The 14,528-nt window shown below is 43.6% G+C and carries 10 protein-coding genes; 6 read left to right on the forward strand and 4 right to left on the reverse strand.

Annotation, left to right across the window (positions count from 1 at the left end; genetic code table 11):
• Positions 1-61 precede the first annotated feature (61 nt).
• A complete protein-coding gene (locus ACR65H_RS15350) occupies positions 62-727 on the forward strand; it encodes a Type 1 glutamine amidotransferase-like domain-containing protein (protein ID WP_440501412.1) in 666 nt (221 codons plus the stop codon).
• Positions 728-806: 79 nt separating this feature from the next.
• Here ACR65H_RS15350 and ACR65H_RS15355 read toward each other — a convergent pair whose 3' ends face one another.
• Complete coding sequence (locus tag ACR65H_RS15355; RefSeq protein ID WP_440501414.1) at positions 807-2,399, reverse strand: long-chain-fatty-acid--CoA ligase; 1,593 nt, start codon at positions 2,397-2,399, stop codon at positions 807-809.
• Positions 2,400-2,516: 117 nt separating this feature from the next.
• Positions 2,517-4,358: a DNA ligase D gene (locus ACR65H_RS15360; RefSeq protein WP_440501415.1), complete on the reverse strand. Its 1,842-nt coding sequence runs from the start codon at positions 4,356-4,358 to the stop codon at positions 2,517-2,519.
• Between the two features lie 109 nt (positions 4,359-4,467).
• On the opposite strand from ACR65H_RS15360, the gene ku reads away from it, so the two are divergent.
• Positions 4,468-5,295, forward strand: a complete 828-nt coding sequence (gene ku, locus ACR65H_RS15365) for a non-homologous end joining protein Ku (protein WP_440501417.1) — start codon at positions 4,468-4,470, stop codon at positions 5,293-5,295.
• A gap of 212 nt (positions 5,296-5,507) precedes the next feature.
• Here ku and tyrS read toward each other — a convergent pair whose 3' ends face one another.
• Complete coding sequence (gene tyrS, locus ACR65H_RS15370; RefSeq protein WP_440501418.1) at positions 5,508-6,773, reverse strand: tyrosine--tRNA ligase; 1,266 nt, start codon at positions 6,771-6,773, stop codon at positions 5,508-5,510.
• Between the two features lie 363 nt (positions 6,774-7,136).
• Here tyrS and ACR65H_RS15375 point away from each other — a divergent pair, with 363 nt between their 5' ends.
• Positions 7,137-10,130: a transglycosylase domain-containing protein gene (locus ACR65H_RS15375; RefSeq protein WP_440501420.1), complete on the forward strand. Its 2,994-nt coding sequence runs from the start codon at positions 7,137-7,139 to the stop codon at positions 10,128-10,130.
• 46 nt (positions 10,131-10,176) lie between these two features.
• On the opposite strand, the gene acsA is transcribed toward ACR65H_RS15375, so the two are convergent.
• Positions 10,177-11,895 (reverse strand): acetate--CoA ligase, encoded by a 1,719-nt coding sequence (gene acsA, locus ACR65H_RS15380; RefSeq protein ID WP_440501421.1) that lies wholly within the window; start codon positions 11,893-11,895, stop codon positions 10,177-10,179.
• Positions 11,896-12,073: 178 nt separating this feature from the next.
• On the opposite strand from acsA, the gene ACR65H_RS15385 reads away from it, so the two are divergent.
• Genes ACR65H_RS15385 through ACR65H_RS15395 form a run of 3 tightly spaced genes read left to right on the forward strand, consistent with a single transcriptional unit; the run spans position 12,074 to position 14,523 of the window.
• Complete coding sequence (locus tag ACR65H_RS15385; protein WP_440501423.1) at positions 12,074-12,706, forward strand: GNAT family N-acetyltransferase; 633 nt, start codon at positions 12,074-12,076, stop codon at positions 12,704-12,706.
• A 15-nt stretch (positions 12,707-12,721) separates the two neighbouring features.
• Positions 12,722-13,369 carry an acetoin utilization AcuB family protein gene (locus ACR65H_RS15390; protein WP_440501425.1) on the forward strand — a complete coding sequence of 216 codons (648 nt, stop codon included), beginning with the start codon at positions 12,722-12,724 and terminating at the stop codon, positions 13,367-13,369.
• The gene (locus ACR65H_RS15395; protein WP_440501427.1) at positions 13,369-14,523 is read left to right on the forward strand and encodes an acetoin utilization protein AcuC; all 1,155 of its coding nucleotides are present in this window, start codon (positions 13,369-13,371) and stop codon (positions 14,521-14,523) included. The genes ACR65H_RS15390 and ACR65H_RS15395 overlap by 1 nt, the downstream gene beginning before the upstream one ends.
• Positions 14,524-14,528: the final 5 nt, after the last annotated feature.

Below are 14,528 nucleotides of genomic sequence, written 5' to 3' on the forward strand. Positions count from 1 at the left end.
ATACGAAAGCAATTAAAAAGTCCGAAAAAAGTAGACCATGCAAAAAAAAGGAGTTGAGTTTATGAAATTTCTACTGACATCTGCAGGTATCAATAACAAAAGCATTCATGATGCATTGGTGGATATGCTGGGCAAGCCGATCTCCGAGTCTAGCGCACTCTGTATCCCCACTGCGATGTACGGCCTCCCTTGGGTAGGTCCCGGCGTCAAAACTTGGGAGTTCATCAGCGGGAAATCCGATTCCATGGTTGGACTGGGCTGGAAGTCCGTCGGCGTGCTGGAGCTTACAGCGCTTCCAAGCATCGACGAAGATCGCTGGGTTCCACTGGTCCGAGAGACGGATGTCCTGCTGGTTTCTGGTGGTGACGCCCTCTACCTGAACCACTGGATGCGGCAATCCGGGCTGGCGGACCTCTTGCCGTCGCTGCAAGCAGTTTATGTGGGAATGAGTGCAGGAAGTATGGTAATGGCACCTAACATTGGGGAATTCTTCATTGGCTGGACCCCACCCAACGGTAGCGATGAAACGCTGGGGCTAGTCGATTTTGCAATGTTCCCGCATCTGGATCACGAGATGCTGCCGTATAACACAACGGCTAATGCGGAGAAATGGGCCGCCGGGATACAGGGGCCGGCGTATGCAATTGACGATCAAACCGCCATCAAAGTGATCGACGGAGCGATCGATGTTGTATCCGAAGGTGTATGGAAATTGTTTACGCCGTAATCTTATGATGCAATGCACAATAAAACCCTTGAAATGTTGTTAAATCAACGTTACAAGGGTTAGTTCTAATCACTTTTTATTAGTTAACAAATCTCTCTGCTTTTCCGACAGACTCCCAGTAGGCATTACGCAACTGAACTTTTAATATCTTACCAGAAGCATTTTTCGGCAGTTCGTCTACAAAAGTGACTCCCGTAATCGCTTTAAAATGGGCAAGCTTATCCCTTGTGAATTGTATCAAGTCCTCTTCTGTCGCGCCTTGCCCTGACCGTAAAACCACGTAAGCGTGAGGTGTTTCACCCCATTTTTCGTGGGAAACTGCTATCACCGCTGCTTCCAGGATAGCCGGGTGATCATATAAAACACCTTCGACTTCAATCGAAGAAATATTTTCTCCACCAGAGATGATTACATCTTTTTTCCGGTCGACGATCCCAACGGTTCCATACTCATCCACTACGGCCATGTCCCCTGTATAGAGCCAGCCATCCCGGATGGCTTCCATTGTTGCTTCTTCATTTTTCCAATAACCTTTCATGACGCCATTTCCACGGACAATAAGTTCGCCAATTTCTTTTCCGTCCCAGGCCACTTCTTCTCCAAAGTCATTTACGACTTTTACATCTGTACCAATCATTTGGGTTCCGGCTTTAGCTTTCAAACGAGACTGTTCATCTCCTGAAAATTCTTTGAAGTGAGTTCGGATTCTAGAAATGGTGCTTAACGGACTGGATTCCGTCATACCGTATACTTGAATAAACTCCCAGCCTAGCTCATCTTCAACTCTATTGACGAATGCTGTCGGAGGTGCCGATCCTGCAATAAATACACGAGTATTTTGCTTCATTTCTTGCGGATGCTCTTCGTAATGCTGCAACAATGAATTCAACACCGTCGGAGCCATATGCATGACGGTAACCCCATGTTTCTCAACTGCATCAAAAATGCTTTTTGGAGTGACTTTTCTTAAACAGACTTGAGTTGCTCCGTTTGCTGTGTAATAGAACGGAGAGCCCCAGCCGTTAACATGAAACATCGGCAACACATGTGCAAGAACATCTTCATCCGTCACCCGTAAATGATGCATACATGTTAACGCATGAAGATAGTTGTTACGATGTGTCAACATCACACCTTTAGGATTACCGGTTGTTCCACTCGTGTATAGCAAGCTGCAGACATCAGTTTCTTCAAGAGCTTCACGCTCGAAAGTATCTTTTGAATACGCCTGTAAAAATTCATCATAATTCACTTCAGCACATGAGCCGTCATGATAATGAACAATAATCTCTTCAACGGTTTCAAGCTTTTCTTTAATAGGCAAAATTAAATTGTATAAGTCCTGATCTACAAACAAAACCTTCGATCCACTATGATTCAATATATATAGATAATCCTCAGGTTTTAAACGAATATTCAATGGCACCATGACAGCCCCTAACTGGAAAACACCATAAAAACCCTCCAGCATCTCTACAGTATTTGGTGCCAAGAACGCTACCCGGTCGCCTTTTTTCACACCTAACTTCCGAAGACCACCTGACAACTGATTGACACGTTCATTCATTTCACGATAAGTAAATACCCTTTCATCACAAATAATCGCTTTTTTATCCCCATAGAGCTTAACTGCATGATCTAAAAACTGAGTTAAAATCAAAGGTACTTCCATGATAATCCCCCTTTTCCGCTAATCCAATATGTACCTACCAAACTATATGATTGGTAGTACATAGAGTAAACATTATCATAAAATTCTGCTATTTGTAAACAATTTAAAACAAGGGGGCTATTTTTCCTTTAACAACTCTATCAACTGTTCAAGAACAACGGCAAACGGTTGCGCATCCCCTACTTTTCTAAATTCGAGAAATGGATCTCCAATCGTTTTCATCCGTTCGATTACGCTGTGGATTGTAAATAGATCCGGACTCAAAGAAGTCCCTACTTCATCCCAATTCAACGGGGTAGCGACCGTGGCAAGCTCGTTTCCTCTAGGCGAATAAGGAGCAACAATGGTTTTACCTTCGTGATGCTGTACGTAGTCCAAGTAAAGTTTGTTTCCCCTGTTCTTTTTTAGGCGTTCGGTCGTGAACCATTGCGGTTCCTGGTCGCAGAGGAAGTCGGCGATGAATTTGGTGAAGATGCGGGTATCATCATAGGTGAATTTGTTGATTGGAAGCGGGATATATACTTGCAGCCCCTTTCCACCTGATGTTTTAACGAATGATTTTAGTTGGAACTGATCGAATATCGCTTTCATCCGTAGTGCGGCTTCTACGGATAGTGAAAATTCATCTACTGATGGTGGATCCAAATCGAAAACGATCTCCGTCGGCATATTCGTGTCAATCGTTTGGAAAGGAATGTGGTATTCAAGTGCAAGCTGGTTCCCTAGCCATAGCAATGTCGTAATGTCATTACATACGATATAGTCAATATCCTCATCTCTTGATGTTTTTACAAATTCGGGAGCATAATCTGGAACGCTTTTCTGATAAAACTTCTCTCCTGGAACACCATGCGGAAAACGGATTAAGGTTAGATGTCGTTCTTCTAGAAATGGGATCATATAAGGCGCAGCCATTTGCAAATAAAGCAAGTAGTCATCCTTCTCCAAGCCTACTTTCGGCCAAACCGGTTTGTCAGGATGTGTAATTTGGACGTGGTCAGGAATCGGATTCAACTGTCGCAGCATATGGCGCCATTGGCATTCTTCAGTATTCATATCAAATTGAAAGGAATGGAAACGAGGTTCGCGCAAATGTTTTCCGTCAAAGCTAATACATTTTAAATTTGCACAAATGGATGGCAAGATTTCATAGATAGAATCTCCAGTTTTTTTACCATTTATAAGAAACAATTCGCTAAGCGTCTTCATTTCTTCTTCTGACAAACCGTGCTTGAACGTCACAATTTCAATTAACTGCTTATCCTTATAGACAGCGCCTGTAAAGAACCCATTGACTTGCTCATATTTCGTTATAATGACTGTAACCAATCTCCAGTTTTTCACTTTTAGCCATTGATTCGTCCGTTTTTCATTGCTCCAAATACTTTTCTTCCGCTTTGCAATTACCCCTTCCCCGTTATATAGTGAAATTTGATTCCACAAGTCTTTTTCATCTGTAAACATCTCTACCAATTGAATTAAACTTTCGTGACGATATTGAACTTTAATGGGCAACCCCAGTTGTTCGAAACATTTCTTCAGCTGTGCCTTTCTCTTTTCAAGCTCAGCTTCGGTTAAATTCTTTCCTTTAATGATCAACAGATCGAATACGATATATTGGCAAGGGAAAGTTGTTGAGTGCTGTTCAATCACATCTTTCTTTCGCATACGTCCTCTTGTTTGCACGATGGAAAATTCACTTCTGAAATCGTCTTGCAAGCAAACCAATTCACCGTCAAATGCAATGGGGAGATATGGCTTTATCAAATGTTCGATGCGGCGACATTCCTCAATAATTTCTGGAAACATATCGTTCAGTAATTTTTCGTTTCTGCTGAACAGCTGTATTCCTTTTTTATCCCATTGAAGAATTGCTCTGAATCCATCATATTTCGCCTCGTAAAGCCAATCTTTCCCTACTGGCACTTTATCTGCATCCATCATAAGCATCGGTTTCATCTAATCGCTCCAAGTTTTTATGTATTTTCCCTATTGTTTGACGGAACGTATTTCGTATACATAGGAATGCGCCAGCTTTCCATACTAAAAATAAAAGCAGGTGATTTCATTGCATACGATTTGGAAAGGCAGCATCAGTTTCGGGCTTGTCAATATTCCGATCAAGCTTCATGCGGCTACTGAAAATAACGATATAAAATTGCGCCAGCTTCACAAGGAATGCCATTCTCCAATCAGCTATCAAAAAGTATGTCCGATTTGTGATAAAGAAGTGAAGAGCGAAGAGATCGTGAAAGCGTATGAGTATACGAAAAACAAGTTCGTCGTCCTCGATGACGAAGATCTCGAAAAGCTGAAGAAGGAAAATGAAGATAAAGCTGTAGAGATCATTGATTTCGTGAAATTGGAAGAAATTGACCCCATTTATTTTGAAAGGAGTTATTTTATGGCTCCTGATGCGAACGGCGGAAAGGCGTATGCGCTATTGCGGAAAGCTTTGAAGGAATCCGGCAAAATCGGTGTGGCAAAAATTATCATCCGCTCGAAGGAGCAATTGGCGGTCGTCCGGGTTTATAAAGACGCTTTGTTAATGGAAACAATCCATTTCCCTGATGAAGTGCGAAATGTTGGAGATGTGCCGAACATTCCAGATGAAGATACTGTCGTGAAAAAAGAGCTTGATACCGCACTTTTGCTAGTCGATCAACTGACGACTGCATTCGATCCCGATAAATATACGGACGAGTATCGAACAGCTCTTATGGAATTGATCGAAGAGAAAAAAGCAGGCAATACGACTGTGGCTAAAACAGAGAAAAAAGCGATTTCTCCTTCGAATACGACCGATTTAATGGCGGCATTGCAAGCTTCACTCGATAAGACGAAAAAGAAAAAGCCCGCACCACGGAAGAAGACACCAGCAAAGATGAAAGCATAAATACTCCCGGGAGACGTGTTATCACCGATTCGTAATGGTTTATCACCGACTCTCGAGATGTTATCACCGACTCGATGCATTTTATCACCGACTCTAGAAAGTTTATCACCGACTCAGCAATTTGCGACAGACTTTAGATTGTTTACCACCGACTCTGACTTTCCACCTATAAAAAAAGGCCATCCTTTGAAGTAAAGGATGGCCTTTTTGCATTAGATGAATCTCACCATTTTATAATTTTTCTTCCCTCTACGAACGATTGTGAACGCGTCATCTAGACGATCCGCCGCAGTAACTTCATATGCGAGGTCCGTTACCTTTTCTCCGTTCAACGAAATCGCACCGTTAGTCACATCTTCACGTGCTTGGCGTTTAGAAGAAGACACGCCAGCTTCAACGATGAAATCGACGATATTCTTATTCGCCTTATCCAATTCGGCCGTCGGCACATCTTTAAATGCGTCTTTCATTTCCTCAACAGTCAATGCTTTCAAGTCTCCGCTAAATAACGCTTTCGAAATGCGGATTGCTTGGTCGAGTGCTTCCTCACCGTGGATGAGACGCATCATTTCTTCAGCAAGTGCTTGCTGCGCTTTGCGTAAATGTGGTTCTTCCTGTACGGAAACTTCTAGCGCCTCTATCGCTTCACGGTCCATGAACGTAAAAATTTTCAAGTACTTGATAACATCAGCGTCGGCTGTGTTGATCCAAAATTGGTAGAACTCATAAGGGGATGTTTTTGCTGCATCCAGCCAAACGGATCCACCAGCTGTTTTACCGAATTTCGTGCCATCCGCTTTGGTGACGAGAGGAATTGTAATACCGAACGCTTTCGTCTCTTCCTCATGCGTTTTCCGGATAATTTCAAGACCTGTCGTAATATTGCCCCATTGGTCAGATCCTCCGATTTGTACACGGCAGCCGTAATTGTCATACAAATGATTGAAGTCAGCACCTTGGATGAGCATATACGTAAATTCCGTGAAGGAGATGCCCGTTTCCAGACGGGATGCAACATTCTCTTTTGCGAGCATATAGTTGACGCTTAACAGCTTTCCGAAGTCTCGAAGGAAGCTGATGGCAGACATTTCCCCAAACCAGTCTTTATTGTTAACTAAGATAGCACCGTTTTCACTTTCGAAATCAAAGATGTGTTTCAATTGCCCGCGGATGCCCGCCACGTTTTTTGTAATTTGCTCATCTGACAGAAGCTGCCGCTCATCCGCCTTGAAGGAAGGATCCCCAATCATGCCGGTTGCTCCACCCACCAGAACGATTGGACGGTGGCCGTGTTGCTGAAAACGGCGAAGCGTTAGAAAAGGAACAATATGACCGATATGCAAGCTGTCCGCCGTCGGGTCGACGCCGCAATATAATGAAATCTTTTCCTCATTTAATACCTTTTCAAGGCCTTCCTCATCAGTTTGCTGATACAGCAGGCCTCTCCATCTCAAGTCTTCCAGCAATGCGCTTTTCATCAAAATCCCTCCTATAAATTGAAAAAGCCCCTACACGATTCAATCGAATCATGCAGGGACGTTAGACACATAGTCAAATAACGCGGTACCACCCGGCTTGAGAACATATAAATTCTCCGCTTTAAGACGCATTATCGCCGCGTACGCGTCACACTCCAAAGCTGTAATTCGTGAACGTGCTACCGGACAGCTTCCACCAACCGCTGCCTCTCTATACGGATCGACCGTTCCTACTCCGGCTTTCTCACCATGTGAAAAATGATTTAAACCTTATTGTAGTCTAAAATATCGTTTTGTCAAACATTTTCTATTGATTTCCACGAAATGTGCTATAATAGGAAGGATTTTAGGGGGGATGAAAACTTGAGCGAAAAACGTAAAAACAGGATAGATCTTATAGAAGAAAAGTTTGAATCATTGAAGAAAAAGAGATGGGCAAAGGGAGTCCGTATCACATCTGGAGTCATATGGAATCTCTTTCTTCTCTTCCTCGTCTTCGGTCTGACGATAGGTGTTTTTGCAGCCTCCGTCGGTGCAGGATATTTCGCATCATTAGTCGCGAAAGAACCGCTCCGTTCGAAAACTGAAATGCGAGGAGATATCTTCAATTACGAAGAGACTTCAGAAATCTACTTTGCCAACGACATATATTTAGGAAAAGTTAGTGCAGATATCGAACGGAAAGAAACGACATTGAAAGATGTTTCTCCTTTCGTCATTGATGCCGTCCTCGCGACGGAAGACGAGTATTTTAAAACTCATAATGGAATTGTCCCGAAAGCGATTTTCCGCGGTCTATTTCAAGACGTAACGAATTCATCCAGCCAGACGGGTGGCTCGACCCTCACCCAACAGCTGATCAAAAATCAGATTCTCACGAATGAAGTTTCATATGAGCGGAAAGCGAAAGAAATCCTTCTCGCCATGCGACTTGAACACTTCATGGATAAAGATGAGATTCTAGAAGCCTATTTAAATATCATTCCATATGGAAGAAATGCCATGGGGCAAAATATTGCAGGAATTGAAACCGCAGCAGAAGGTATTTTTGGCGTGAAGGCAAAAGAACTTAACCTTCCCCAAGCGGCTTATATCGCTGGAATTCCGCAAGCACCGTTTGCATATACCCCTTTCTTGAGCAACTATTATGGCGGCGGTTTGAAGAAGGAAGAAAATATTAAACCCGGAATCGACAGGATGAAAACGGTCCTTTTCCGTATGAAGGAAACCGGCTATATTACCGAAAAGCAATATGAAGAAGCGATCGCTTACGATATTACTAAAGACTTTCGAGAAAAGACGGAACGCGCAACCGAGAGATATCCATACTTGACCCAAGAAATCCAGGAACGCACAAAGGACATTTTAGCCGGGATTCTCGCTGAGAAAGATGGTATTGATGCAGATCGTCTAGGAGAAGAGAAAAAACTCGCAGAGAAATACCGTATCTTAGCGGAGCGCGACATGCGCACGGGAGGGTATCGTATATATTCGACAGTAGATAAAGATCTGTACGACGGAATGAATAAAGTGGCAGAAGAATATGAGAACTATGGATTCACTTACACACGTGAGGAAAAGGATATAAGCACAGGCGAAGTCATTATGAAAGATGACCCTGTACAAGTCGGAGCCATTATGATTGAAAACAAGACTGGCCGAATCCTCTCCTTTGTCGGAGGACGTGACCATAATCTTGAAAACACTAATCATGCGACAATGGCTTTCAGGCAAAACGGCTCTTCCATGAAACCGCTTCTCGTCTATGCTCCGGCAATTGAATATGGGGTGATTGGCGCAGGAAGCCCTGTCGTCGACGTGAAATTCGAAGTGCCAGACAACGGAAAAATTTGGGCACCAACGAACTATAATGCTAACGTAGAAAACGGAATTATCCCAGCTAGGCAGGCGTTAGCTGAATCCCTCAACTTACCGACAGCAAGGCTTTACAAGGAAATTGTGGATCGCCGACCTGCAGAGTTTCTTGAAAAGATGAACTTCACCAAACTCACGGAGGGAGATTACGTCCATCTATCCGTTTCATATGGTGGAATGGATGTAGGAGTCAGCGTTGAAGAGAATACAAACGCATTCGCCACTTTCGCGAATGGCGGCAAATTCATTCAGTCTTACATCATTGAACGAATCGAAGACATGTCTGGAAATGTCGTGTATGAACACGAGATTGAACCTGTGGACGTGTTCAGCCCTGAAACATCGTACATCGTAACAGATATGCTCAGAGATGTAATAAAACCTGGTGGAACAGGACAGCAATTGCCTGGTTTCATGAACTTCAAAACCGATTTAGCTGCAAAAACCGGGACGACGAACGGATACGGTGACGCTTGGCTTGTCGGGTACAATCCGAATGTCTCGATGGGCCTTTGGTTTGGCTATAAAGATCAAAAACGTAAATTGTACACTCGAAAATCCGGAGCAATGCATCCGACAACCCGGACGACAATGCTATTCGGCAGATTGATGAATAAAGCGAATGAAATAAAACCCGATATCGTCGGAGCAGGCAGCACCTTCAAACAACCAGAAGGAGTCGTTTCGAAAGCTTTTTGTGGAATTTCAGGATTGGCCCCATCAGCCGCCTGTACGTCAGCCGGATTGGTCAGATCTGATCTGTTCAATTCCAAAGTGATGTTGCCTACAGAACCGGATGACAGCATTATCAACGCTTCCTATGTATCCGTGAAAGGCAGCCGTTACATGGCGCTTCCTTCAACACCTGCTGAATTTATCGTTTCAGGAGGAACAGGAGTTAATCAGGCGTTCATCGACCGGATGCTCGGACCTTGGGGGGGAGATGCTTCGAAGCTGTTCCCATCTATGTCAGTATTCGCTTCTAGCGTCGTATCGGGAGCAACTTTCCCAGCTGACGATGCAGCACCAGCCGGCGTCAGCGCATCTCTAAACGGATCAACATTAGTATGGTCGGACTCCCCTTCCAATGATGTCATCGGTTATTATGTGTACCGGAACAATGAAAGGATAGCAACGATTGTTGATGGTGCTGCCAATTCAATTCCTGTCGGACCTGGAGATTATTTCGTCAGAGCAGTAGATATTACTGGACTGTTATCCGGAGGCTCCAATATCGTAATTGTCGACAACCCGGAACCGCCACAAACAGAAACGCCAGATGATGAGAATTCACCGCCGCCACCGCCAGGAAATGAAGGCGATGGCGATGAAGATGGTGACGGCACTAATGGAAACGAGAACAACGGTGGAACTAACGGCAACAACGGTAATAACGGTAATAACGGTAATGGAAATAACGGCAATGGTAACAACGGTGGAGGTAATAAACCTCCTGCAGACGATGATGAAGACGATGATTAAGTAGAAAGGGAGTCCCGCAACCGGGACTCCCTTTTGATATATTCATTTAATCTTCCATCGTCGATAAGTCGCCTGTCGGCAAGTTCAGTTCCCACGCTTTTAATACACGTCGCATGATTTTTCCGCTTCTCGTCTTCGGAAGCTTATCCTTGAATTCAATTTCCCTTGGAGCTGCATGTGCAGCAAGTTCCTTTTTGACGAATTGCTTAATTTCTTCTTCGAGTTCATCTGTCGGTTCATATCCTTCATGAAGTGCGACAAATGCCTTAATGATTTCACCGCGGACCGGATCAGGCTTTCCAATAACCCCCGCCTCGACAATCGCAGGATGCTCCAACAGCTTGCTTTCCACTTCAAACGGCCCTACACGTTCGCCGCTTGTCATGATGACGTCATCAACCCGTCCTTGGAAGAAGAAATAGCCATCCTCGTCCATATAGGCAGAATCCCCAGAAACATACCATTCATTATTTAAGAAATACGAATCATATTTCTCGGGGTTATTCCAAATTTGCCTCATCATAGCTGGCCAGCCTTTTTTGATGGCTAAATTGCCCATTCGATTCGGCGGCAACACTTGCCCTCGATCATCTACGATGGCGGCTTCAATCCCAGGCACCGCTTTGCCCATGGATCCCATTTTGATTGGCAAAGATCCGAAGTTACAAATCGTTTGCGCACCAGTTTCAGTCATCCACCAAGTATCGTGGATGCGCAGCTTAAACACTTCCATTCCCCAACGGATAACTTCAGGGTTCAACGGTTCACCGACTGATAGAATATGGCGCAATGAAGATAAATCGTATTTCTCCAATGGTCCCGCACCAGCTCCCATCAACATCCGGAATGCTGTCGGCGCACTGTACCAAACCGTTACTCCATACTCTTGGATAGCTCCATACCAACTATCGGTAGAAAATCTTCCACCAACAATCAGTGATGTTGCACCCGCAAGCATCGGTCCAAAAATACCATATGCTGTTCCTGTAACCCAACCAGGATCCGCCGTACACCAAAAAACATCTTCATCTTTTAAGTCCATTACCCAACGCGCCGTTTGTAATTGTTGCACCATCGCCTCCTGCACATGCAGAACGCCTTTCGGTTTTCCAGTGGATCCGGAAGTATAATGAAGCAATGTTGGAGATTCACGTTCCATCCATTCCACTTGGAAGTAAGGTGACGCATTTTTAAAATGCTTAAGGAAATCTATATACTTATTATCTTCTTTAATATTTTCACCGACTAAAAAGATTGTTTTCAAGTGAGGCAATTTGTCTTCAGGAATCCTATTCAACAATTCCGGTGTCGTCACAATCGCTTTTGCTTCACTATCCGCAAGCCTATCATAGACAGCACCTTCCATGAACGCTTCGAATAACGGCCCGACAATTGTGCCCATTTTCAATGCGCCGAGAATTGCGAAATACAATTCAGGAGAACGTGGCATGAAAACAAATAGGCGGTCTCCTTTTTCCAATGTCGAATGGTTCGTCAATACATTTGCAGCTTTATTGGACATTCTTTTCATTTCATTGTACGTATACGCTTCCTTGCGTGCCGCATCTTTGTAGAATAGCGCAACTTTGTTTTTTCGATAGGAATTCGCATGACGATCTACAGCTTCGTGCGCAATATTAATATGCCCGGTCTCATGCCAGCTGAACTCCTTCTCTACGTCAGACCATTTGAAATCCTTCGCTGTTTGGTCATAATCCTGTAATTGATAATCCCCCTGCATTACAGGTAAAATGTTAATCTCCATTCCTATCACCCTTTCATGAAACATTTACCTCTCTTATTCTACATTATCATTTCTTTATTTGCTAATAAATTGATATTTTTAGTATTGTCGTTTAATTGTTATTTATAAGTTCTCTACCTCGTATATAATTGTTGTATACTATATATATGGTCTATTTATTTGTAGGACGGTGATAAGTTTGGAGCATAAGAAAACGTATAATGCGATGGAAGTTAAACATAAGAATGGCGACCTCGTAATTGAAGGCCCAATTCCCGGAATAGAGTTGGCAAACCTTGAGTTCCATAACGATTTAATTGCTTTCAGACCGCCTGAACAGCAGCATAAGGCACTGATTGAAATCGCCGATCTCCCGGAAGGACGGATACTTATCGTACGCGACATGAATAAAATTGTCGGGTATGTTACGTACTTGTATCCAGACCCTTTAGAAAGATGGTCGAAAGGTAAGATGGAAAATCTCATTGAGCTAGGAGCAATCGAAGTAATTCCTAAATTTAGGGGCGGCGGAGTCGGAAAGGCTTTGCTTGAAGTTTCTATGATGGACGATGCAATGGAAGATTATATTATCATTACGACCGAGTATTATTGGCATTGGGATTTAAAAGGAACAAAATTGAATGTATGGGAATACCGAAAAGTGATGGAAAAGATGATGAACGCTGGCGGGTTGGAATATTACGCTACCGATGATCCTGAAATAAGCTCACACCCAGCAAATTGCCTCATGGCGAGGATAGGAAAACGAGTAGATCAGGAATCGATTCAACAATTCGACAGTCTTCGTTTCATGAACCGATTCATGTATTGATGGGAGGATATTCAAGTGCTAATTGAAGAGATTATGAAAAGGGACGTCATCTCCCTTTCACCTGACCATACAGTAAACGATGCCTTGTTGATCATGCAAGAGAAAAAGATTAGGCATTTACCAATCATTACCGAAGATAAAGGACTTGTCGGCGTCATAACAGACCGTGATTTGAAAGACGTCGTTCCTTCCCTTTATACTGATTCATGTGATGTAACCGTTTACAAAACGCCACTTTCTAAAGTCATGACAAAAAACCCTATTAGCGGCCATCCGATGGATTTTGTAGAGGAGGCGGCTGTTATTTTTTACGATAACCGCATCGGCTGTCTCCCCATCGTCACAGGAGGCAAACTCGTAGGGATCATTACAGAGACGGATTTACTATATAAGTATATCGAATTGACCGGGGTTCATCAGCCTGGTTCCCAGATTGAAGTACGCGTTCCTAATATACCCGGTATTCTTTTTGAAGTGTCCAAAGTGTTCCATGACTTTAAATTGAATGTGCTAAGTGTTCTTGTTTATCCTGACAAGGAAAATGAAAATAATAAAATTCTTGTCATTCGTGTGAAGACGATGAATCCGCTCAATGTCATAGATGGCTTGCGAAATAATGGATTTGAAGTCCTCTGGCCGAATGTACCTGGCATTGATCTATGATGAAAGATGCTGTATTTATTTATTCCGAGGAACAACTTGGCTATTCATTTTCGGATACCCACCCATTCAATCAAAAGAGAATTGTTTTGACGCTGGATCTATTGAAAAAAAGCGGTGCTATATCGGATGAAGATATTGTTATGCCGCGATCCGCGACTGATGAGGAATTAATATTAGCGCATGACCCGAAGTTCATCGACATCGTCAAAAAGGCTGGCAAGGGTCTGATTAGTGAAGAGGTAGGCTCCGTTTATGGCATAGGAACAGAAGACACTCCGATTTTCCCGAATATGCACGAAGCGAGTGCAATGCTTGTCGGAGGGACTTTGACTGCTGTCGATGAAGTAATGGAAGGAAGGGCGAAATACGCTTTGAATTTGGGAGGCGGGCTCCATCATGGATTCCAAGGAAAAGCATCCGGTTTCTGCGTCTACAATGACAGCTCTGTCGCCATAAAATATATTCAAAAGAAATACGATGCCCGTGTACTTTATATCGATACCGACGCACATCACGGCGACGGTGTCCAATGGACTTTTTACGACGATCCAAACGTTTGCACACTTTCTATTCATGAAACGGGTAGATACCTGTTCCCTGGGACGGGAGCAATAAACGAACGAGGAAACGGAGATGGCTATGGGACTTCTTTCAATTTCCCGATAGATGCTTTTACGGAAGATGAGTCATTTCTTGAAATTTATAAAACTGCCATTGAAGAAGTCGCCGCTTATTTCAAGCCGGATGTAATATTGACACAAAATGGGGCCGATGCACACTTTTTTGATCCCCTTACCCACTTGTACGGAACGATGAAGATTTATGAACAAATACCACGGATGGCACGTGATATTGCCGAGCGTTATTGTGAGGGTCGCTGGATTGCTGTTGGCGGCGGAGGTTATGATATTTGGCGGGTCGTTCCAAGGGCGTGGGCACATATTTGGCTCGCCATGAAGCAGTTTCCAGCACCTGTAGGAAAACTGCCTGAACAATGGCTTACCGCTTGGCAAGATGATTCTCCCGTACCTTTCATTGAAACATGGGAGGATCCAAATCCGCTGTACGAGCCTATTCCAAGAAAAGCGGAGATTACGGAGAAGAATGCCCAAATGCTTGAACGCGCGTTACATATCGTGCGAAGTCAGCAATAAGTTTT

The sequence above is a fragment of the Sporosarcina sp. SAFN-015 genome (genome assembly GCF_059415085.1).